General features: G+C 69.1%; 18 protein-coding genes. 11 read left to right on the forward strand and 7 right to left on the reverse strand.

From position 1 onward, the window contains the following. Window positions 1-238: 238 nt before the first annotated feature. The 3 genes from F1D61_RS17895 to F1D61_RS17905 all read left to right on the forward strand — a co-directional run bounded on the left by F1D61_RS17895 (window position 239) and on the right by F1D61_RS17905 (window position 3,446). Window positions 239-454, forward strand: coding sequence for a hypothetical protein (locus tag F1D61_RS17895; RefSeq protein ID WP_203153020.1), 216 nt, complete (start codon window positions 239-241; stop codon window positions 452-454). Continuing rightward, window positions 439-1,611, forward strand: a complete 1,173-nt coding sequence (locus tag F1D61_RS17900; RefSeq protein ID WP_203153021.1) for a glycosyltransferase family 4 protein — start codon at window positions 439-441, stop codon at window positions 1,609-1,611. Before F1D61_RS17895 ends, F1D61_RS17900 begins: the two co-directional genes overlap by 16 nt. 545 nt (window positions 1,612-2,156) lie before the next feature. Further along, window positions 2,157-3,446 (forward strand): radical SAM protein, encoded by a 1,290-nt coding sequence (locus tag F1D61_RS17905; protein ID WP_203153022.1) that lies wholly within the window; start codon window positions 2,157-2,159, stop codon window positions 3,444-3,446. Between the two features lie 130 nt (window positions 3,447-3,576). On the opposite strand, the gene F1D61_RS17910 is transcribed toward F1D61_RS17905, so the two are convergent. Continuing rightward, the gene (locus F1D61_RS17910) at window positions 3,577-3,717 is read right to left on the reverse strand and encodes a hypothetical protein (protein ID WP_203153023.1); all 141 of its coding nucleotides are present in this window, start codon (window positions 3,715-3,717) and stop codon (window positions 3,577-3,579) included. Between the two features lie 252 nt (window positions 3,718-3,969). Between F1D61_RS17910 and F1D61_RS17915 the strand changes: the two genes are divergently transcribed. Further along, window positions 3,970-4,233 carry a hypothetical protein gene (locus F1D61_RS17915; protein WP_109960633.1) on the forward strand — a complete coding sequence of 88 codons (264 nt, stop codon included), beginning with the start codon at window positions 3,970-3,972 and terminating at the stop codon, window positions 4,231-4,233. A gap of 57 nt (window positions 4,234-4,290) precedes the next feature. On the opposite strand, the gene F1D61_RS17920 is transcribed toward F1D61_RS17915, so the two are convergent. The 3 genes from F1D61_RS17920 to F1D61_RS17930 form a co-directional block, all read right to left on the reverse strand. Continuing rightward, window positions 4,291-5,472, reverse strand: a complete 1,182-nt coding sequence (locus tag F1D61_RS17920) for an alpha-hydroxy acid oxidase (protein WP_203159132.1) — start codon at window positions 5,470-5,472, stop codon at window positions 4,291-4,293. Between the two features lie 203 nt (window positions 5,473-5,675). Beyond that, complete coding sequence (locus tag F1D61_RS17925; protein ID WP_203153024.1) at window positions 5,676-7,226, reverse strand: cation:proton antiporter; 1,551 nt, start codon at window positions 7,224-7,226, stop codon at window positions 5,676-5,678. 404 nt (window positions 7,227-7,630) lie between these two features. Then, window positions 7,631-8,035, reverse strand: a complete 405-nt coding sequence (locus F1D61_RS17930; RefSeq protein WP_203153025.1) for a flagellar biosynthesis repressor FlbT — start codon at window positions 8,033-8,035, stop codon at window positions 7,631-7,633. A 443-nt stretch (window positions 8,036-8,478) separates the two neighbouring features. Here F1D61_RS17930 and F1D61_RS17935 point away from each other — a divergent pair, with 443 nt between their 5' ends. Together F1D61_RS17935 and F1D61_RS17940 are read left to right on the forward strand one after the other, a co-directional pair. Beyond that, entirely contained in the window at window positions 8,479-10,383 is a 1,905-nt protein-coding gene (locus F1D61_RS17935; RefSeq protein ID WP_203153026.1) for a flagellin, read from the forward strand. Between the two features lie 878 nt (window positions 10,384-11,261). Continuing rightward, complete coding sequence (locus F1D61_RS17940) at window positions 11,262-13,163, forward strand: flagellin (protein WP_203153027.1); 1,902 nt, start codon at window positions 11,262-11,264, stop codon at window positions 13,161-13,163. Between the two features lie 197 nt (window positions 13,164-13,360). On the opposite strand, the gene F1D61_RS17945 is transcribed toward F1D61_RS17940, so the two are convergent. From F1D61_RS17945 to F1D61_RS17955, 3 genes are read right to left on the reverse strand one after another with little or no spacing between them, the layout of a single operon-like run. After that, window positions 13,361-13,681 carry a cupin domain-containing protein gene (locus F1D61_RS17945; protein ID WP_203153028.1) on the reverse strand — a complete coding sequence of 107 codons (321 nt, stop codon included), beginning with the start codon at window positions 13,679-13,681 and terminating at the stop codon, window positions 13,361-13,363. A gap of 14 nt (window positions 13,682-13,695) precedes the next feature. Continuing rightward, the gene (locus F1D61_RS17950; RefSeq protein WP_203153029.1) at window positions 13,696-14,724 is read right to left on the reverse strand and encodes a histone deacetylase family protein; all 1,029 of its coding nucleotides are present in this window, start codon (window positions 14,722-14,724) and stop codon (window positions 13,696-13,698) included. Between the two features lie 18 nt (window positions 14,725-14,742). Further along, window positions 14,743-15,426, reverse strand: a complete 684-nt coding sequence (locus tag F1D61_RS17955) for a GntR family transcriptional regulator (RefSeq protein WP_246775394.1) — start codon at window positions 15,424-15,426, stop codon at window positions 14,743-14,745. Between the two features lie 235 nt (window positions 15,427-15,661). On the opposite strand from F1D61_RS17955, the gene F1D61_RS17960 reads away from it, so the two are divergent. The 5 genes from F1D61_RS17960 (at window position 15,662) to F1D61_RS17980 (ending at window position 22,000) form a co-directional block, all read left to right on the forward strand. Further along, entirely contained in the window at window positions 15,662-16,429 is a 768-nt protein-coding gene (locus F1D61_RS17960; RefSeq protein WP_203153031.1) for a class II aldolase/adducin family protein, read from the forward strand. 291 nt (window positions 16,430-16,720) lie between these two features. After that, window positions 16,721-18,271, forward strand: a complete 1,551-nt coding sequence (locus F1D61_RS17965; RefSeq protein ID WP_203153032.1) for an ABC transporter substrate-binding protein — start codon at window positions 16,721-16,723, stop codon at window positions 18,269-18,271. A gap of 246 nt (window positions 18,272-18,517) precedes the next feature. Continuing rightward, window positions 18,518-19,486: an ABC transporter permease gene (locus tag F1D61_RS17970; protein ID WP_203153033.1), complete on the forward strand. Its 969-nt coding sequence runs from the start codon at window positions 18,518-18,520 to the stop codon at window positions 19,484-19,486. Continuing rightward, complete coding sequence (locus F1D61_RS17975; protein WP_246775395.1) at window positions 19,486-20,364, forward strand: ABC transporter permease; 879 nt, start codon at window positions 19,486-19,488, stop codon at window positions 20,362-20,364. Before F1D61_RS17970 ends, F1D61_RS17975 begins: the two co-directional genes overlap by 1 nt. A 1-nt stretch (window position 20,365) precedes the next feature. Continuing rightward, a complete protein-coding gene (locus tag F1D61_RS17980; protein WP_246775396.1) occupies window positions 20,366-22,000 on the forward strand; it encodes an ABC transporter ATP-binding protein in 1,635 nt (544 codons plus the stop codon). Window positions 22,001-22,084: the final 84 nt, after the last annotated feature.

The raw sequence follows: 22,084 nt of genomic DNA on the forward strand, positions 1-22,084 counted from the left end.
CGGATCGCCATGCCGGCCCCGGTCACGCACGAAACGCACCGAAGTTCCAGGCGCCTGCCTGCGCCGACGGCATGGTCGATCCGGCGCCATGCACCGGCGTCATGCCCTGCGCCTCATTGGTATCAATCGCTTAACCGCATCCGGGCGAAAAGCCCTTGTCGTCCGGAGCGGCCCTGCCACTTCTCCGATGGTTTCCCCCGGTCACTGAGATGCCCGTTCCCGGCCCAGGACAGCCGCTTTGAGAATCGCCCTCGTCACCCCGGCCTGGAGTTTCGAGAACAGCATCTGTCCCGGGTGCCGTTCGCCGCACCGTCCGTTGCAGATCGGCGCCTGCAAGGTGCCGCTCGAGCGCGTCCACGCTCATCACCTCGGCCCGTTCGACCGCTTCGGCGACATCCAGGACGAACGGCCGGCCTCGTTGCGCGAGTTGGAGGCGGCATGCTGCCCAGCCTGACGGCCCCGGCCGGACGCCCCCTCCCCTATCGGGGGGCGCCGGCCCTCAACCTGTTCATGACCGTCGATGCGGTCGGTGGAATCTGGCAATACGGGCTCGACCTCGCCGAGGAGCTGACCCGCCAGGGCGTCGGCGTCACCCTGGCGGTGCTCGGCCCCGAGCCGAGCCAGGACCAGCTCCGCGCCGCCCGCGCCATCCGCGGCCTCGCCTTGTGCCCGCTGGGCGCCAGCCTCGACTGGACCGCGCTGACCCGCCGCGAGGTCGAGGCCGCCGCTGCGCTCGTCGCCCGCGAGGCCGAGCGGGCCGGCGCCGACCTGATCCACCTCAACAGCCCGGCACTCGCCGCCATCACCGATTTCTGCGCGCCCGTCGTGGCGGTGGCGCATTCCTGCGTCGCCACCTGGTGGGCGGCGATGCGCCCGGGGCCCCTGCCGCCGGACCTCGCCTGGCGGGCGAGCCTGGTGGCGGAGGGCTACCGGCGGGTCGACACGCTGCTCAGCCCGACCCGCGCCTTCGCCGAGGCGACCGCCGCGACCTACGGCATCGCCCCGCCCCGGGTGGTGCCGAACGGGCGGCGCAGCGCGGCGTCCCGCGGCCAGCGCAGCCCGGCGGGCGCCGCCGCCTCGCCCTTCGCCTTCACCGCCGGCCGGCTCTGGGACGAGGGCAAGAACGCCCGCACCCTCGATCGGGCCGCCGCCCGGATGCAGCTGCCGCTGCTCGCCGCCGGCGACCTCAAGGGCCCGAACGCGGCGCAGTTCTCGCCCGGGCACCTGCGGCCGCTGGGCCGCCTGAGCGACCAGGACGTGGCGCGCTGGCTCGCCGGCGCCCCGATCTACGCCTCGGCCGCCCGCTACGAGCCCTTCGGCCTCGGCGTGCTGGAGGCCGCGAGCGCCGGCTGCGCGCTCGTCCTCTCCGACATCCCGACCTTCCGCGAATTGTGGGACGAGGCCGCGATCTTCATCGCCCCCGACGACGATGCGGGCTTCGCCCACGCCATCGAGATGGTGGCGGGCGATCCCGTCATCCGGGCGCGCCTCGGCACCGAGGCGCGGTCGCGCGCCGCCGCCTACACGGTCGAGGCGATGACGGCGGGCGTGCTCGATGCCTACCGGGCCGTGCTGGAAGCCCCGCCCCTGCGGGCCGGGGTTCCGGTCTGAGGATCGCCGCCTCCACCCGTTCGCTTCGCTCGTCCGGGAACCACGCAACGCCCCTTGTCCCGCGCGGCGTCACGCGCGCGGTGCAGCCCTTCGGCGGTCCGGTGTGGCGGCGCACGAGCCGGAAGGGTCGTGGAGCGTCGGTAACCCGGGCCGCGATCACGGCGCGGCCGGGCCCGGTTCCTCCCCGGCGCCCTGTTCGGAACCGACGGCCACGAGCGATCCGCCGGTCTCCGACCTGGATGCGGCGCTCGACGGCGTCGACCTCGTGCCGGTGAGAGACTGGACCGAGCCGGCCCTCGTCCCCCGCATCGGCGCGGCGCGAGGGCGGTCGCTACACGCCGCCGTTCCGCGAACCCACCACCGGACGTCGCGCGAGCACGACGCGATGCGGGCCTCGAGACCTCTCGAGCCACGATGGCGTGCTCGCCCTCGGCGAGAGCCAGGCCGGCAAGCGCATCCGTGACGTGCAAGCCATATACGATCGGCGAAAGCTCCAGTAAGCTCCTCTCGACGGCGACCAGCCGCGCTTTCGGGAAGGACGCCCTATGGATTGCCGCATCCTGCGCCAGTTGACGCTGAAGGCTGACGGCCATCTGTCGTGCGACGACAGCAATGGATATTATATCCATGTCGGCGACGTGGCGAACAAGCCGGGATGGTCGATCAAGCAAGTCTTCGGCGGCGCGATCTACGAGCATATCCGCCGCTCGTTCCAGGACGGTCGGGTGCCGTGGCCGGGCAAGTGCGAGACCTGCGACTGCTTCTCGCCGCATGACCGGCCGTCGGACACGCTGGAATCGCGGGTGCGGATCATGGTCGAGCCGACCCTGGACTGCCGGCTGGCCTGCCCGTCCTGCAAGCGCCGGCAGGAGCTGGGACGGCGCCGGAGCGACGACCACCTCGCGCCGGGCCTGCTCGGCAGCCTCGTCCGCAGCTGCGTCCGCTCCGGCATCGCGGTCGACGAGGTGCATTATCTCGGCTGGGGCGAGCCGCTGCTGCATCCCGACTTCCGCGAGCTCGTCGAGACCGTCCGGGCGCTCTCGCCGGGGACGATCCAGGAGGTCACGACGACCGGGAACGCCGATTTCCGCGCGAGCCTCGGCGACACCTACATCGACCGCGTGGTCGTGTCCTGCGACGGGGTGCGGCAGGACGAGTACCGGAAGTACCGCATCAACGGCTCCCTCGAGGAGGCCCTGCGGTTCATGCGCGAGGCCAAGCTCCACGGCCACCCCGACACCTTCGTCGAATGGAAGTACATCCTGTTCGACGGCAACGACCACCCCGACGACCTGATCCAGGCGCAGGCGCTCGCCGAGGAATTCGGTCTCGACAGCCTGCTGTTCATCGTCACGAACTCGAAGACCCGCTCGCTGCGCTACACCAACGACACCATCGCGGAGATCCCGATCCGCTGGCGCCGGACCAGGGTGTCGCCCGCCGCCGCGATGATGATCGGCTCGCGCATCTCCGGCCACGTCGACCCGGCCCGGTCGCAGCTCGGCGACAAGGACAACGCCTCGCTCTACATCGACGAGTGCCGCGTGACCCGCGGCAACATGCTCACGGTGAGCGGCTGGTCCCTCGGTGCCGACGGCAGCTACGTCGACGAGGTCGAGCTGACCGCGGGCCTGCACCGGCAGGTCACGCAGACCGGCGACCTGCGCCACGACGTGGCCGCAGCCCGCAGCAACGCCCAGGGCGCCCGCTGCGGCTTCCTGTTCCGCGTCCCCCTCGGCGAGGGGCCGATGCCCGACGCCCTCGCTCTCACCGTGAAGGTGCGCAACCACACGCAGGACTTTTCCGCCGCCGTGAACTGGCCGGCGGCCGGGTGATGCCAACGGCCGTTGGAAACGACCTTTGGTTCCGTTCTCGAATTTTCGTCAAGCCTCTGGCTTGGCATAGACAATTCGAGATGGCTCAATGGCCCGATGCGTCAGCATCTTGGGCCATTGGTACGAGACGTCAGGACAGCACGAACTCGCCGAGCCGACCGGCAAGGCGATAGGCGCGCTCGCGGGTGAGGCCGCGCAGGATCACCCGGGCGTCGCTGTAGAGCGTGAAGGTGCCGTCGGCGTCGGCCTGGATCCGGATGCCCTCGTTCATGGCCTGGCGCCCTTCCCTGTCGTGCGAGGCATCCGTTCGGGATGCGGGGGGAAACGCGCGGCGCGGCGAGAGGGTACGGCGCCGGCTCACATTTTTTAAACCATCGCGCGCACGAAAAATGATCGTTTCGCCGGAACCTTCACCGTTGGATGAATCTTTCCCGTGACCCGCCCCGAGCGGGAAAAGCCTCCCGCTCCGGCGGGCCGGTCCGCGCCCTCGAGGGCGACGGGCCGCGCAAGAGGAGACACCAAGATGAAGAAGCTGACTCTGGGCCTCGCGGCAGCCGCCGTTCTCGGAACGCTCTCCTTCGGCATCGGCGCGGCCTCCGCCGCCCCGGCGAGCCCGGCCGGCATCCAGGCCGCTCCAATGGTGGAGACGGTGCAGATGACCCGCGGCGAGCGCCGGATGATGCGCCACCACCGGATGCACCGGCACATGATGCATCGCCGCCACATGATGCATCGGCGGCACATGATGCGTCACCGCATGATGCACCGCCACATGCACCGCATGTAAGGATCTTCGCTCCGCCCGGCCGCCTGTCGTCCGGCGGCCGGGCGGAGCCTCGTTTCGTCAGAACGGCCGGTTCGCCTGAGCCGGCCTGCCGGCCAGGATCCGCTCGTCGACCTGGCGCACGTCGCGCAGGCCGCACATCGCCATCGTGACGTCGAGCTCCTTGCGGATGATGTCGAGGCACTGGGTCACGCCCGCCTCGCCGCCGGCGCCCAACCCGTACAGGAAGGCGCGGCCGATGAAGACGCCGTGCGCCCCGAGCGCCAGCGCCTTGATCACGTCCTGCCCCGAGCGGATGCCGCCATCCATCAAGACCTCGATCCGGTCGCCGACCGTCCGGACGATCTCGGGCAGGGCCTCGATCGACGAGATCGCCCCGTCGAGCTGCCGGCCGCCGTGGTTGGAGACGATCAAGGCCTCGGCGCCGCTCTGCGCCGCCAGTTCCGCGTCCTCCGGATCGAGGATTCCCTTCAGGATCAGCTTGCCGCCCCAGCGGTCGCGGATGCGCTTGACGTCGTCCCAGTTGAGGCGCGGGTCGAACTGCTCGGCGGTCCAGGACGAGAGCGAGCGGAGATCCCCGACCCCTTGCGCGTGGCCGACGATGTTGCGGAAGGTGCGCCGCTGGGTGCGCAGCATGTTGAGGCACCAGCGCGGCTTCGTCGCCAGGTTGACGATGTTGGGGATCGTCATCCGGGGCGGGGTCGAGAGGCCGTTCTTCACGTCCTTGTGGCGCTGGCCCAGGATCTGGAGATCGAGGGTGAGCACCAAAGCCGAGCATTGCGCCGCCTTGGCGCGGTCGATCAGCCGGTCGATGAAGTCCCGGTCGCGCATCACGTAGAGCTGGAACCAGAACGGCGCGTCGGTATTCTCCGCCACGTCCTCGATCGAGCAGATGCTCATGGTCGAGAGCGTGAACGGCACCCCGGCCTTGGCGGCGGCGCGCGCGGCCAGGATCTCGCCGTCGGCGTGCTGCATGCCGGTGAGCCCGGTCGGCGCCAGAGCGACCGGCATGCTGACGGGCAGGCCGACCATGGTGCTGGCGAGCGTGCGGTTCGTCATGTCGACGGCGACGCGCTGGCGCAGCTTGATCCTGGAGAAGTCGTCCTCGTTCGCCCGGTAGGTGCCCTCCGTGTACGAGCCGGAATCGGCGTAGTCGTAGAACATCCGCGGCACCCGCCGCTCGGCGAGCACGCGCAGGTCCTCGATGCAGGTGACGGGCCCGCTCGTGAAGTAGCGCGCCATCCAGGAGGGCGGCCGCGAGGAGGGCATTCGGGTGGCGTGCATGGCGTCTCGCTCGTTTGACGTCTCTTATGCCCCGCGCGCGGCATGGCTCGCCCGGGCGCGGGTTTTTGGTCTCAAGCCCGAACGGGATACAATCAACCGCGCGGGTCTGACCATCGTTTTCGGCTTGCGCCCGGCGCGGCCCGGCACCGCGCCGGGAGCCGTCACGGCACCACCTCCTCCCGCGGGGTGGCGCTGAGCTCGGTCCAGTCCAGCTCCTCCTCGAGGCGGAAATAGGCGTCGTCGCCGATCTCGTCGCGCTCGCGCAGATCGAGGATCACCGCGCGGGCGGCCTCGGCGGCGCGGCGGCGCAGGCCGTCGGCGGGCAGGCTCGCCGGGGCGAGGCCCTCGTCATGGGCTTCCGCCTCGCGCAAGGCCGCGTCGAATTCCCGCCGCAGGGCCTCGGCATGGGGCGAGGTCTCGTCGGACAGGCTGTCGCGGGCCGCCCGGTAGGCCGCGGCGCGGGCCCGGCCGATCTCGATCCCGACCGGATCGTCGTCGCCGAGCGAGAACCAGGCCAGGAGCGGGCGCAGGGTCAGGCCCTGGATCACCAGGGTGCCGAGCACGACGCAGAACGCCGTCAGCACCACGAGGTCGCGATGCGGGAAGTCGCCCGGCAGCGCCAGCGCCAGCGCGATGGTGACGACGCCGCGCATCCCGCACCACGCCACGGTCGTGCCCGAGCGCAGGCCGATCGGCGCCGGCCCGACCGGACCGAACAGGCGGTGCCAGAGCCGGGCGACGGCCCGGGCGCCGAGTACCCAGGCGAGCCGCACCACCACCGTGGTGGCGAACACCGCCGCGGCGACGACCGCCGTGTGGCGGCGCTCCTCCGGGCTCAGGCCCTCGAGGATCGGGCCGATCTGGAGGCCGATCAGCACGAAGGCCAGCACGTTGAGCACGAACACCGCCGTCTCCCAGACGGTGTTGGAGGTGACGCGCAGATGCGCCGGCATGGTCTGGGGCGAGAGCCGCGAGACGGTGAGCCCGAAGCTCACCACCGTCAGCACGCCCGAGACCTCGACCCGCTCGGCGGCGAGCCACAGGCCGAAGGTGGCGACGAACTGGAGCACCACGAGGCTCGGCGGATCGGTGACCCGGCGCATCAGCCGGACGTAGAGCATCGCCAGGACCGGCCCGGCGACGAGCCCGCCGACGACGCCGATCAGGAAGGTCGGGGCGACCTCGGCGACCGAGAACGAGCCCGTCGCCACCGCCCCCAAGGCGAGGCGGTAGATCAGCAGCGACGAGGCGTCGTTGAACAGGCTCTCGCCCTTGAGGATGGTGACGAGGCGGTGGGGCAGCCGGAGATGGGCCAGCACCGAGAGCGCCGCCACCGCATCCGGCGGCGCCACGATGGCGCCGAGCACGATGCCGGCGGCGAGCGGCAGGTCGGGCACGAGCCAGCGCGCTACCAGCGCCACCGCGACCGTCGTGACCCCGACCGCCCCGACGACGAGGCCGGCGATCGGCATCCAGTTGCGCTTGAGGTCGCGCAGGCTGGTGTCGTAGGCCGCGTCGAGCAGGACCGGAGCGAGGAAGAGCGCCAGCGCGAGATCCGGATCGAGGCCGGGACGCGGCACCTGCGGCACGAAGGCCAGCACCACCCCGCCGATGGCGAGGAAAGCCGGGAACGGTGCCCCCAGGCGCCGCGCCACCCCGGCGAGCAGGACCGCGACGACGAGCACGCCGGCGATCCATTCGAAGATCAGCATCATCCCTCCAGTCTGAAGGAGGGCAACGCGCGCGGGGCTTGGGAGGTTTGGGGGCGATGACGTCGCTGGGCGCGAGGAGCCGGACCGGAAGCGCTCAAGATCGCGGCAAGGCGGCCTGCAATTCGGCGACCTGGTGAGGTCGCAGGATGTGCCCGTCGGCGAGCACGATCCACACCACGCCCCCTCGATCCGGCCGGCTTCCGCCACGGCCTCGCGCAAGGTGACGGTGGGTCGCTCGGCCGTGTCGTCGCCGGGCCAGACGACGAGCTGCGCCGGAATGCTCCAGTCGATGCGGGTGCGGTCGCTCATGGCCGCGTCATCACACCCATTGCGGCCGGGCGCAGGCAAAAATCGTGCGGCGACGTGTCGGACGGTGTCCGAACGGCGCATCCGGAAACCCCGTGTCAGGCGGCGTTGGTGACGCCCGAGAGCCGCTCCATCAGGCTGCGCTCGTAGGCGACGAGCTCGCGGCCGATCTTGAGGGCGCGGTGATACTGCTTGTTCGCGAGCTCGTCCTGGATCGCCACCAGGTAGGGCGCGCTCGTCGGCATGCCGCGCAGGATCTCCATCGATTGCCGCACCAGGAGGTCGTCGGCCTCCATCGGATGGTCGGCGAGGTAGATCAGCTGGAGCGTGACGCACAGGCGCTTGCAGGCGGTGTCGGCGCCGCTTTCGGGGATGATCTCGCTCTCGCGCAGGAACTTGCAGGTGTTCTCGATCAGCAGGTTGGTCGAGCGCTCGCCGTTGCGCAGCGACGCACCGTTGATGATCAGGCGCTCGAACGGCTTCAGGTGGATGCGCAGGGGCATGGGCGTCTGTCCGTAAAAGTCTTGGTGAAGGGTGCGCCTTTACGAGTTGGGTTGCCTCCGGTCCGTCACCCCGACGGTCCGGCGGGAGACCGCGCCGCCCCCCGCCGCCCGTCCCGCCCCGGTGCCTCGCCACTCCACGCGGGCGGCACGACCGGCGCCGCCCCATCGAGAGATGGAAGCGCCCGGCAGGGCTGCCCAAGAGGCGGGGCGTGAGAGAGGGAATGGGTGACCATGGGCCCGACGCTAGAGCCCGGACGATTAAGAATTCACTGTAGCGGCGACCGAAACGACTGCCCCGGCAACAGATTTATCCAACATTAACCATACCAAGACGGACCCGATCGGCCGACCCGTTAGGCTTAAGAAAGAAGAAAGGCCTGAACGGCGATGGTGACGGCGTCGTCAAAAAGACGCCCTGCCCGACGATCAAAAAGGTCGCCTCCATGTCCTCCGGCATCACCCTCTCGGCTGCTACTCGCCAGAACCTCCTGTCGCTCCAGGATACGGCCGCGCTGCTGTCTACGACGCAGACGCGCCTCTCGAGCGGCAAGAAGGTCAACACCGCCCTCGACGGCCCGGTGAACTACTTCACCGCACAGAACCTGAATTCGCGGTCGTCGTCGCTGACGTACCTGCTCGACGGCGTGTCGAACGGCATCCAGACGATCCAGGCCGCCAATACGGGCATCACCAAGCTGCGCGGCCTGACCGACCAGCTCAAGGCCGTCGCTCAGCAGGCCCTCTCGTCCTCGAACGCCTTCACCGCCAAGGCCAGCGTCGGCTCCACCGCCCTGACGGGCGCCACCGCCAACAACCTCCTGTCGGTCGGCGCGACCGTCGCGACGGCAGAGAATGTTATCGGCGCGACCACCGGTACCGGCACGGCCAAGACCGCCACGAGCTCCACCGCGTTTGCTGGCGGCACGGACATCGAGACTGCCCTGAACATGTCGGGCTCGGTGACCACGGCGACGATCTCGATCGACAACGTCTCGATCACGATCAACAAGGGTGCCGACACCGCCACCACCACTGCGCTGGCTTCCGCGATCAACACTCAGCTGAAGGCCGCCGGATCGAGCGTCGTCGCCGGCACTTCTGGTACCGCCCCGAACCTCAACCTGACTCTCACCGGCACGGGTGATGGCGGCGCGTTCGTGGTCGGGTCGGACAACAACACGACGAAGCTGTTCACCGGCACGGCGGGAACGACGGTTCCGATCACCGCCGGCGTGTTCAGGCCGACGGCGACCACGCTCGTCACCGGCCTCGGGTTTACTCCGGGCGACTCCTTCAATGTCAATGGGCAGCCCGTCACCGTTAGCCGAACCGATACCCTGGGTTCGCTTGCGCAGAAAATCAGCACGGCCACGAATGGGGCGGTGAGCGCCACCTACGACAGTGCTGCCCAGAAGTTCGTCTTTACGGCGGCGGATTCAGCGACCGCAATCACGTTGGGTGATGGCAGCACCGCCACGGCGTTGCTGTCCCGGCTTGGCTTCACCACCAAGACTTTCGCCTCGGGCGTCGGCGCGATCTCCGGCACCACTCCGACCGCTACGAGCGCCCTCAACGGCAAGACGATCAGCGTCAAGGTCGCCAGCGGCAACGCCGTCAGCCTGACCTTCGGCAGCGCCCCGGGCCAGGTCTCGACCCTCAACCAGCTCAACGCCGCCCTGGCCCCGGCCAACGCGATGGCGACCATCGACAGCGTGACCGGAGCGTTGAAGATCAGCACCACCAACGAGTCGGGCGCCGACAACCTGACCCTGTCGGCGAGCGGCACCGGCAACCCGTTCAGCTCCAGCACCTCGAGCGCGATCATCGGCGGTGACGGTGCGAACAGCCGCAACAGTCTGGTGAGCACCTACAACAACCTGCTGTCGCAGATCGACCAGATGGCGGCGGATTCGGGCTTCAACGGCACGAACCTGCTCGCCGGCGACACGGTGAACATCAGCTTCAACGAGAAGGGCACCTCTTCGCTCAAGGTTTCCGGCACGGCGGTCACCGCCACGGGCCTCAACCTGATGGCGATCGGCCAGACCGACTTCCAGGACAGCAACTCGATCAACGCTGTGGTCGCGACGATCAACACCGCCAACAGCACGCTTCTGAGCCAAGCCTCGACGCTGGGTGCGAACCTGGCGGTGGTGCAGAACCGGCAGGACTTCACCAAGCAGATGATCAACGTGCTCGATACGGGCGCGGCGAACCTGACGAATGCGGACCTGAACGAGGAAGCGGCAAACTCGCAGGCCCTCTCGACCCGCAACTCGCTCGGCATCTCGGCCCTGTCGCTCGCCAACCAGGCCCAGCAGGGCATTCTCCAGCTCCTGCGCGGCTGATTGCTCGACGCGAAAAGGCGCCGGGCTCCCCGTCTCTCGTTTCTGAGACGGAGGAGCCCCGCGCCTTTCGTGCCTGCCCTATGACTCCTCTTCGACGGGCGGCGCGACGTACGGCCCGTTGTTTCACGCCGTACGACGCCGATTTCAAAAAATCCCAAGCAGCCGCGTATCATGCGCGGCTGCTTGGGATTTTTTCGTTGTGCCCGAGCCTGTTCGCCTCGTCGCGCCAATAATTTGTTCCGGACGCCAGTATCTCTCGACGTCATCCCGACGCTCGACGAAGTCGAGAACCAGGGATCCATCACCGCTAACCGTCCAGGATGAAGCGGAACACGACCCGCTTTGTCCTGCACCGTCGGCGGTTGTGGATCCCGGTTCCGCGTTCGCGGCACCAGGATGACATCAAGGATTGCAAGTCGGTTGGCTAATTCGAGTTGGCCTTAACAATCTCTGCGGATGCATCCTCGGGCGACCATGTCACGGCGGGTCATGATGGTACCGCCAAGCCTGTTTTTGGAGGACCGGCGGCCGTTTCAGCCGGCAATCGGAGCGGCGACGCTTGCGGTGGGCATTTCAGCGGCATTCTTCCCGTAGCCGCTGGTGCCTGCCAGGCCCTCAAGCAGCGCGAACCACTGCCATCTCGCATTCAATGTCTCGGCTATCGGCTCTCAGCCGCGCATGAATCATGGTAACTATCACATTAAGGTAAATCAATCAGTGACGGCGGGCGCTGCCATTAAGATCCTGAAAGTCATGACCTCCGGATCCAGGGGAAGGGCGGCCTTTTCAGCTTTGCGGTAAGGACCGGGCAAGGGCGGCGGGGCCAATCTGATCTCGCCTTCAAAACACGAAGGTCTCCCGATCAATAGGATCGACCAATGTCCTCCGGCATCACCCTTTCGGCCGCTACGCGCCAGAACCTCCTGTCGCTTCAGGGCACCGCCGACCTTCTCTCGACCACCCAGACCCGCCTCTCGACCGGCAAGAAGGTCAACACCGCCCTCGATAGCCCGAGCAACTACTTCACGGCCCAAGGTCTGTCGTCGCGCTCGTCTGCCTTGACCAGCCTGCTCGACGGCGTGTCGAACGGCATCCAGACGATCCAAGCCGCCAATACCGGTCTCACCAAGCTGCAAGGCCTGACCGACCAGCTCAAGTCCGTCGCTCAGCAGGCCCTCTCGTCCTCGAACGCCTTCACCGCCAAGGCCAGCGTCGGCTCCACCGCCCTGACGGGCGCCACCGCCAACAACCTCCTGTCGGTCGGCGCGACCGTCGCGACGGCAGAGAATGTTATCGGCGCGACCACCGGTACCGGCACGGCCAAGACCGCCACGAGCTCCACCGCGTTTGCTGGCGGCACGGACATCGAGACTGCCCTGAACATGTCGGGCTCGGTGACCACGGCGACGATCTCGATCGACAACGTCTCGATCACGATCAACAAGGGTGCCGACACCGCCACCACCACTGCGCTGGCTTCCGCGATCAACACTCAGCTGAAGGCCGCCGGATCGAGCGTCGTCGCCGGCACTTCTGGTACCGCCCCGAACCTCAACCTGACTCTCACCGGCACGGGTGATGGCGGCGCGTTCGTGGTCGGGTCGGACAACAACACGACGAAGCTGTTCACCGGCACGGCGGGAACGACGGTTCCGATCACCGCCGGCGTGTTCAGGCCGACGGCGACCACGCTCGCCACTGGCATCGGCTTCACGGCTGGCGACACGTTCACCGTCAACGGACAAGCTGTGACCGTTGGCCGAACCGATACCCTGGGGTCGCTCGCGCAAAAGGTGAGCGTGGCGACCAACGGGACGGTGAGCGCGACCTACGATTCCAGCGCCCAGAAGTTCAGCTTCACGGCGGCGGATTCCTCGACCGCGATCACGCTGGGCAACGGCAGCACCGCGACCGCGCTGGTGTCCAAGCTCGGCTTCGCCACCCAGTCCTTCGCCTCCGGCGTCGGCGCGATCTCCGGCACCACCCCGACCGCCACGAGCGCCCTCAACGGCAAGACGATCAGCGTCAAGGTCGCCAGCGGCAACGCCGTCAGCCTGACCTTCGGCAGCGCCCCGGGCCAGGTCTCGACCCTCAACCAGCTCAACGCCGCCCTGGCCCCGGCCAACGCGATGGCGAGCATCGACGCCACCACCGGCGCGATCAAGATCAGCACCACCAACGAGTCGGGCGCAGACAGCCTGACCCTGTCGGCGAGCGGCACCGGCAACCCGTTCAGCTCCAGCACCTCGACCGCAATCATCGGCGGTGACGGCTCGAACAGCCGCAACGCGCTGATGGCCACCTACAACAACCTGCTGTCGCAGATCGACCAGATGGCGGCGGATTCGGGCTTCAACGGCACGAACCTGCTCGCCGGCGACACGGTCAACGTGACCTTCAACGAGAAGGGCACCTCCTCGCTGAAGATCTCCGGCACGCAGGTTTCCGCCTCGATGCTCGGCCTGAACGCGATCGGCCAGACCGACTTCCAGGACAGCAACTCGATCAACGCCGTGGTCGCCACGATCAACAGCGCGTCGAGCCAGCTGAAGAATCAGGCCTCGACCCTGGGTGCCAACCTGGCGGTGGTGCAGAACCGGCAGGACTTCACCAAGCAGATGATCAACGTGCTCGATGCGGGCGCGGCGAACCTGACGAATGCGGATCTCAACGAGGAGGCGGCGAACTCGCAGGCTCTCTCGACCCGCAACTCGCTCGGAATCTCGGCCCTGTCGCTCGCCAACCAGTCGCAGCAGGGCATCCTCCAGCTCCTGCGCTGATCGCCTGCTGAGCCGCTTGCCGCAGGACCGGTATCGGTCTTGCGGGAAGCCCTCCCGAGGGACGTCCTCTCGCGAAAAGTCCCGGCGACGGGACGCAAACCGAAGCGGACGGTTCGGGGGGCCGCCAGTCCGGGGCCGCCGAAGACCTGACGAATGACCAAGCGGCCGGGGCGCGAGCCCCGGCCGTTTCTTTTTGCTCAGAGGGCGCCCGCCAGCCCCTCCGGCTTTTTCACCTCGATCTCCACGAAGGCGATCGGGTGGTCGGAGCCGTTCTGGACGTCGTGGCGGATGCCGGCCGGGCGGCGGTAGGACTGGCCGTGGGCGAGCGGCACCTCGGTGACCTGCGCGCCGTCGTGGACCCGGAGCGTGCCTTCCGTGATCATCACCACGAAATAGGGCCAGCCATGCTCGTGCCAGCCGGTGACGGCGCCGGGGGAGAAATCCCAGCGGGTGATGCGGATTGTGTCGTCGTCGTGCTGGACGGTCGGAATCGCGGGGATCGTGCAGGCGAAGGCCATGGGCCAAAAACTCCTCAGCGGGCGAATTCGAAGCCGGCGAGCACCGCCGTGAGATTCTCGCCCAAAAGGTCCGAGAGGTAGCCACCCTCCTGCACCAGCACGGTCGGCAGGTTCAGACGGGCGAGCGCCGCGCCGATGCGGCGGAAGCCCTCCGTGGTGATGGCGAGCCCGGCGAGCGGATCGTGCTCCGAGGCGTCGAGGCCGAGCGCCACCACGAGGGCCGTCGGGGCGAAGGCCTTCACCGTGCGGCTCGCCACGCCCTCCAGCACGTCGAGATACGCGTCGTCGCCGGTGCCGAGGGGCAGCGGCAGGTTCAGGTTGGCGCCGATCCCCTCCCCCTCCCCGCGCTCGTGGGCATAGCCCCAGACGAAGGGGTAGAAGCCGCGCGGATCGGCGTGGAGCGAGACGGTGAGCACGCTGGGATCGCGGTAGAAGATCCCTTGCGTGCCGTTGCCGTGATGCACGTCGACGTCGAGCACCGCGACCCGCGCGTGCGTCTGGCGCAAATGCGCGGCGGCGACCGCGCTGTTGTTGAAGTAGCAATGGCCCCCGGCCCGGTCGCGATAGGCGTGGTGGCCGGGCGGGCGGCACAATGCATAGGCCGCGTCCTCGCCGTCGAGCACGAGTTGCGCCGCGCTCGCGGCGACGTCGGTGGCGCTCGCCGCCGCCGCGTAGGTGCCCGGGCCGATCGGGCAGGCGGTGTCGACCGTGTGCCAGCCGAGCCGCCCGACGATGTGGGTCGGGTAGGTCGCGGCCTCGCGCACCGGGTGGATGTTGGCGATCATCTCCGCGCCATGGTCGGGCAGCGCCTCCCACTGCTCCCAGGCCTCCGCCAGGAAGGCGAGGTAATCGGGGCTGTGGACCCGCGCCCGCGCGCCGGCGCCGTGCGCTTGCGGCGCCACGACGCTGTGGTTGCCGGCCTTGAGCCCGGCGAGCAGCCGGTCGGCCCGCTCGGGCTGGTCGGCAGCGGGCTTCACCTGGCCGCGCACCAGGAAGAATTTCGGGTCGTGGCGGCGGTGGTCCTCGGAATGGACGGCCTTCATGAGGTTTCCCTTCGTCTCTCAGGGCGTGGGGGTGAGGCTGCGCACCAGCCCGACGACCTCCCGGCGGGCGACGCCGAGATGGTGGTCGACATGGGCGACGATCCGCTCCGGGTGGCCGGCCTCGATGGCCTCCAGCACCGGCTCGTGGGTGCGGGCGATCTCGTCCGGGTCGTCGTAGAGCCGCCCGATCAGCCCGATGACGATCCGCAATTCCGAGGCCAGCCCGTCGAACAGGCGCAGCAGCCGCGCATTGCCGGAGGCTTCGCAGATCAGGCGGTGGAACTGGTAATCGGCCTCGACGATGGTCGCCGGATCGTCGCGCCGGGCGAGATCCCGCATCAGGTCGAGCTGGCGGCGCAGGGCGGCGCGGGTCTCCGGCGTCAGGCGGCGTGACGCCTCCACCGCCGCATGGCGCTCGATGCACAGGCGCAAGGCATAGAGCTCGTCCACGTCCTGCGCCGAGAGTTCGCGCACGAAGAAGCCGCGCCGGGGCGAGGCCTTGAGCAGGCCCTGGCTCTCGAGGAGGCGGGCCGCCTCCCGCACCGGCGCCCGGCTGATGCCGAGTTCGCGGGCCACCGCCGCCTCCGCCACCTTGGCGCCAGGGGGAAGCCGCCCCTGCACGATCGCATCGGTGAGCCGGCGCGCGACCTGGCGCACGAGATCGCTCTCGGCCAGCAGCGGCAATCCGACGGGTGGGGACATCGCGCGCATCGCACCTCCGTCCGGGCAGTGTGCAATGCGTAGGCGTCGATTGTCGACACTTTCAGCTTGATCACCGCGCAAGGCCGGGTCAGTCTAGGCTCATGCCGGGTGATGTCGTGATCCGTCCGGCCCTGCATCCGGTCGCCGGCGTGCGAGTTGTCGCGCCGCGCCGTCCGTAGACGTGAAGATGTCGTGGCGCCTCATGCCGCCGCGAAGCTTTCCGCGAGGAGGTCCGATGTCGTCATCCGCCCATCCGCAGGCCGACGAGGTCCAGCGCATCCGCGTCGACCTCGCGGCCGCCTACCGGCTGATCCATCGGCTCGGCCTCGACGACAGCATCTACACCCACATCTCGGCCCGCCTGCCGGGGCCGGAGCACCGCTTCCTGATCAACCCCTACGGGTTGCGCTTCGAGGAGGTGAAGGCCGGCAACCTCGTCACCGTCGACCTCGAGGGGCGGGTCGTGGACGATCCGTGCGGGCTCGGCATCAACCCGGCGGGCTTCACCATCCACAGCGCGGTCCATGCCGCCCGGGAGGACGCGTTGTGCGTGCTCCATACCCACACGGTGGCGGGCGTCGCCGTGTCCTGCCAGGAGGAGGGGCTGCTGCCGCTCAACCAGTGGTCGATGCAGTTCGCCGGGCGGCTGGCCTATCACGACTACGAGGGCATCGCGCTCGATCTCGACGAGCGCCAGCGCCTGGTGGCCGATCTCGGCGACAAGCCGGTGATGGTGTTGCGCAACCACGGCATGCTGACCTGCGGCCGCTCGGTGGCGGAAGCGTTCAAGCTGATGCACAACCTGGAGCGCTCGTGCCGGGCCCAGCTCGCGCTGCAGGCCGCCGGCGCGCCGCTGATCCGCCCGTCGGCGGCGGTGGCCACGAAGACCGCCGGGCAATACGCCTCGTTCTACGACAAGATGGAGACGGGCGGGATGCCCGACACCGAGTGGGACGCGTTCAAGCGCATGCTGGAGCGCAGCGACCCGGATTACAAAGAGTAGAGCCGAGCAAACCGGCCGCTGCCGCACGGAGCGCGGGTTCCTCCTCTCCCCGCGGGCGGGGAGAGGGCTGCCGACCCCTCGCCGGGTCGGCAGCGAGCCCGAAGGGCGAGGGTGAGGGGGTCTCGACGTATGAGGCTCCTCCGGAAACACCCCCTCACCCTCGGCTGACGCCTCGCTCCGTCGACGACAAGGTCGCCGGAGCCCTCTCCCCGCCCGGCGGGGAGAGGAGAATGCGCGCCATTCGTGGTGCATGCACTCCCACGCCGCGACAGGGACCAAGAGGGACAATTGATGCTCAAGACGCTCATGGCCGGCACCGTGCTCTCCCTGGCGCTCGCCGGCGCGGCCTTCGCCCAGACCCCGAAGCCCGGCGGCACCGCCAACGCGGTGATCCAGCCCGAGCCGCCCGGCCTGATGCTGGCGATGGTGCAGAACGGCCCGACCCAGATGGTGGCCGGCAACATCTACGAGGGGCTGCTGCGCTACGATTCGGCGCTCAAGCCCCTGCCCGGCCTCGCCGAGAGCTGGAGCATGGGTGAGGACGGCAAGACCTACACCTTCAAGCTCGTGAAGAACGCCACCTGGCACGACGGCAAGCCGTTCACCGCCGACGACGTGGTCTTCTCGGTCGAGCTGCTGCGCCAGACCCATGCCCGCGCCCGCGGCAACCTCACCCGCGTCGCGAGCGTGACGGCGCCCGATCCCTACACCGTGGTCTTCACCCTGTCCGAGCCGTTCGGCCCGTTCCTCGGCATCTTCGAGGTCGGCTCGCTGCCGATGATCCCGAAGCACATCTATGCCGGCACCGACTACAAGACCAACCCGGCCAACAACACGCCGATCGGCACCGGCCCCTACATGTTCAAGGAGTGGAAGAAGGGCTCCTACATCCGGCTGGTGAAGAACCCGAACTATCACGTCGCGGGAAAACCCTATCTCGATGAGATCTACTGGCACGTGATCCCCGACGCCGCCGCCCGCGCGGTGGCGTTCGAGACCGGCAAGGTCGACATCCTGCCCGGCGGCTCGGTCGAGAATTTCGACGTGCAGCGCCTGTCCTCGCTCAAGGGCGCCTGCTCGACCACCAAGGGCTGGGAGTTCTTCAGCCCGCATTCCTGGCTCTGGCTCAACAACCGCAAGGGCCCGACCGCCAACAAGGCGTTCCGGCAGGCGGTGTCCTACGCGCTGGACCGCGACTTCGCCCGCGACGTGGTCTGGAACGGGCTCGGCAAGCCGGCGACCGGCCCGTTCTCCTCCACCGTCCGCTACTACGACGCCAAGGCGGCGAGGTATTCCTACAATCCGGCCAAGGCCAAGGCGCTGGTGAAGGAATCCGGCTACAAGGGCGAGACGGTGCGCCTGCTGCCGCTACCCTACGGCGAGACCTGGCAGCGCTGGGCCGAGGCCGTGAAGCAGAACCTCGAGGATGCCGGCATCAAGGTCGAGCTGGTGGCGACCGACGTCGCCGGCTGGAACCAGAAGACCTCCGACTGGGATTACGACATCGCCTTCACCTACCTCTACCAATACGGTGACCCCGCCTTGGGGGTCGGGCGCAACTACGTCACGTCGCAGATCGCCAAGGGCTCGCCGTTCAACAACGTCGAGGGCTATTCCAACCCGAGCGTCGACGAGGCCTTCGCGAAGGGCGCGGTCGCGGTCGGCGACGACCAGCGCCGGCCGATCTACGACGCGGTGCAGAAGACGCTCGTCGAGGACGCGCCGAACGCCTGGCTCCTGGAGCTGCAATTCCCGACCATCACCCGCTGCAAGGTCCACGACCTCGTCACCACCGGCATTGGGGTCAATGACGGGTTCCGGGACGCCTGGATCGAGCGCTGAGAGCTCGTTTGACAGGCCTTGACGGATCTCACATCCACCGCGTCATTCCGGGGCCGCGACAGCGGAGCCCGGAATCCAGAACCTCAGGTGGACAAAGAAGAGGCGGAACGCGATCCGCCTTTTCCTGAACCATCAGCGGTTCTGGATCCCGGGCTCCGCTTTCGCGGCCCCGGGATGACGCGGAGGGTATCAAGACCGTCGAGCAAGACTGTCGAGTGAGTCAAACAGACTCTGAGGGATAGCGGAATGGCGGGTTTCATCGCGCGGCGGATCGCGAAGGGCATCGTGGTGCTCCTCGCCATCGTGGTCCTGAACTTCTTCCTGATCCGCCTCGCTCCCGGCGATCCGGCCCTGGTGATGGCCGGCGAGGCGGGGGCGGGCGACGAGGCCTTCATCGCCCAGCTCCGGGAAAAATTCGCCCTCGACCAGCCGCTGCCGAGCCAGCTCGGCGCGTATCTTCGCAGCATGGCCGGGCTCGATCTCGGCTATTCGGTGCGCCAGCAGATGCCGGTGGCGACGCTGATCGGCGAGCGGCTGCCGGCGACGCTGCTGCTCACCGGCAGCGCCTTCGCGATCTCGCTCTCCCTCGGGGTGCTGCTCGGCGCGCTGGCAGCCCGGCGGTCCGGAACGCTCGCCGACACCGCGATCACCGGCGTCGCGCTGCTGTTCTACGCCACGCCGCTGTTCTGGGTGTCGCTGATGGCGATCCTGCTGTTCTCGGTCCGGCTCGACTGGCTGCCGAGCTTCGGCTTCGAGACCGTGGGAGCGGGCTACACCGGCTTGTCCCGCGCCCTCGACATCGCCCACCATCTGGTGCTGCCGGCCATGACGCTGGGGCTGTTCTTCATGGCGGTCTACGTGCGGATGACCCGCTCCTCGATGCTGGAGGTCTCGCGCCTCGACTTCGTGAAGACGGCGCGGGCCAAGGGCCTGACGGAAGGCGTGATCCAGCGCCGGCACATCCTGCGCAACGCCCTCCTGCCGGTGGTGACGCTCGCCGGCCTCCAGGCAGGCACCCTGGTCGGCGGCGCGGTGCTCACCGAGACGGTCTTCGCCTGGCCGGGGATCGGGCGGCTGATGTACGAGGCGCTGCTCCAGCGCGACTACAACCTGCTGCTCGGCGTCTTCGTGATCTCCTCCGCGATGGTGCTGGTCTTCAACCTCGTCACCGACGTGGTCTACCGCGCGGTCGATCCCCGCATCGAGGTGGCGTGATGGACGACGCCGTTCCGCTCGCCGCCCCCCGCCTCGCGCGCCGCCGCGGGCCGCTTTCCGCCTTCCTGCGCCATCCGGGCGCGGTGTTCGGCCTCGTGATCCTGACCCTCGTCGTCGCCGCGGCACTTCTCGCGCCGATCCTCTACCCGACCTCGCCCTGGCGCATGGTGCAGCGGCCCTTCGTGCCGCCCTTCACCCTGGAGCGGGTGCCGCTCGGCACCGACGCGCTCGGGCGCGACATCGCCGCCGGGCTGATGCACGGGGCCGGCGTGTCGCTGATCGTCGGTCTGGTCTCGACGCTCGCCGCTCTGCTCATCGGCGTGCCGCTCGGCGCGCTCGCCGGCTATCTCGGCGGCCGGGTCGACGATGCACTCATGCGCTTCACCGAGCTGTTCCAGACCGTGCCGAGCTTCGCCCTCGCCATCGTGCTCGTCGCGATCCTCCAGCCCTCGCTGTCCTCGATGATCCTCGCCATCGCGCTGGTGAGCTGGCCGCCGGTGACCCGGCTGGTGCGGGGCGAGGTGCTGAGTTTACGCTCGCGCGAATACGTCCAGGCGGCGATCGTCACGGGCCAGACCACCTTCACCATCCTGCGGCGGGAGGTGCTGCCCAACACCCTGTCGCCGATCGTGGTCCTGGCCTCGCTGATGGTCGCCACCGCGATCCTGCTCGAATCCTCGCTGTCGTTCCTCGGCCTGGGCGACCCGAACCGGATGTCCTGGGGCTTCATGGTCGGGGCCGGCCGCACGGTGATCCGGCAGGCCTGGTGGATCACCGCCTTCCCGGGCCTGCTCATCCTCCTCACCGTGCTCGCCCTCAACCTGATCGGCGAGGGGCTGAACGACGCCCTCAACCCGCGCCTGTCCCGAGAGCGCTGAGATGGATTGCGCTGCGATGGATGCCGCCCCCCGACGGATCGCCGCCTCGGTCCGCGATTTGAGCCTCGCCCTGCCGCAGGGCGGCGACCGGGCGAACGCCGTCGACGGCGTGTCGTTCGATCTGGTAGCCGGCGAGATCCTGTGCCTCGTCGGCGAATCGGGCTCCGGCAAGTCGATGTGCGCCCACGCCCTGATGGGCCTGCTGCCGAAGGCGGTGCGGCCGGTCTCGGGCACGATCCGCCTCGGCGAGACCGACCTGCTGGCGCAGGACGACGCCGGCTGGCGCGACACCCGCGGCCGGCGGATCGCGATGATCTTCCAGGAGCCGATGACGGCGCTCAATCCGCTGATGCGGATCGGCGACCAGATGGCCGAGATGTTCGAGGCCCACGGCCTCCTCACCTCCAAGGAGCGCCGCGCCCGCGCGGTGGCGCTCGCCGGCGAGGTCGGGCTGCCCAACCCCGAGCAGATCGTCCGCTCCTATCCCCACCAGCTCTCCGGCGGGCAGCGCCAGCGGGCGATGATCGCGATGGCGCTCGCCCTCGAACCCGCCGTGCTGGTGGCCGACGAGCCGACGACCGCCCTCGACGTCACGACGCAGGCCCAGATCCTCAAGCTGATCCGCGACCTCCAGACCCGCCGCGACATGGCGGTCCTGTTCATCACCCACGATTTCGGCGTCGTGGCGGAGATCGCCGACCGGGTGCTGGTGCTCCGCCACGGCCGGGTGGTCGAGGAGGGGCCGGCGAGCGCCGTGCTCGGCCGGCCGCAGGCCGCCTATACCAGGACCCTGCTCGCCGCCGTGCCGACCATGGACCCGCCGGCCCGCCCTCCCCTCTCGGGGCCGAAGGCGGTCGAGGTGGCGGGCCTGCAGAAGACCTACGTCACCGGCGGCGGGCTGTGGAAGCCGAAGCGCCGCACCGCGGCGGCCCGGGACGTGGCCTTCACGCTCCATCGCGGCGAGACGCTGGGCCTCGTCGGGGAATCGGGCTCGGGCAAATCCTCGGTCGCGCGTCTCGTCATGCGGCTGATCGAGCCCGATGCCGGGGCCGTGCGCCTCGGCGACACCGACCTGACCGGGCTCAAGGGCGAGGCCCTGCGCCAGGCCCGCAGCCGGATCCAGATGGTGTTCCAGGACCCCTTCGCCTCGCTCAACCCGCGCCGCAGCGTGGGCCGGATCATCGCCGACGGGCCGGTGGCGCATGGGGTCCCGCCGGCGGAGGCGATGGAGCGGGCGCGCCGGCTCCTCTCCCTCGTCGGCCTCGACGAGAAGGCGCTGGAGCGCTTTCCCCATGAATTCTCCGGCGGCCAGCGCCAGCGCATCGGCATCGCCCGGGCGCTCGCGCTCGAACCCGAGGTGCTGGTCGCCGACGAGGCGGTCTCCGCCCTCGACGTCTCGGTCCAGGCCCAGGTGCTGGCGCTGCTGGAAGACCTGAAGGCGCGGCTCGGCCTGTCGATGCTGTTCATCACCCACGATCTGCGCGTCGCGGCACAGATCTGCGACCGGATCGCGGTGATGCGCCAGGGCGAGATCGTCGAGCTGAAGACCGCGAGCGCGCTCTTCGCCAACCCTGAGCATCCCTATACCCGCGCGCTGCTGGAGGCGGTGCCGGGCCGGGTGCGGCAGGCGGCGTGAGGGTCCCGTGATTCCGTCCTTCCAATCATCGACCTCATCCTGAGGTGTTGGTCGATTGAAAATCGACTGACCTCGAAGGAGGGC

The sequence above is a fragment of the Methylobacterium aquaticum genome (assembly GCF_016804325.1).
In the GTDB taxonomy this organism is placed as follows: Bacteria; Pseudomonadota; Alphaproteobacteria; order Rhizobiales; family Beijerinckiaceae; genus Methylobacterium; species Methylobacterium aquaticum_C.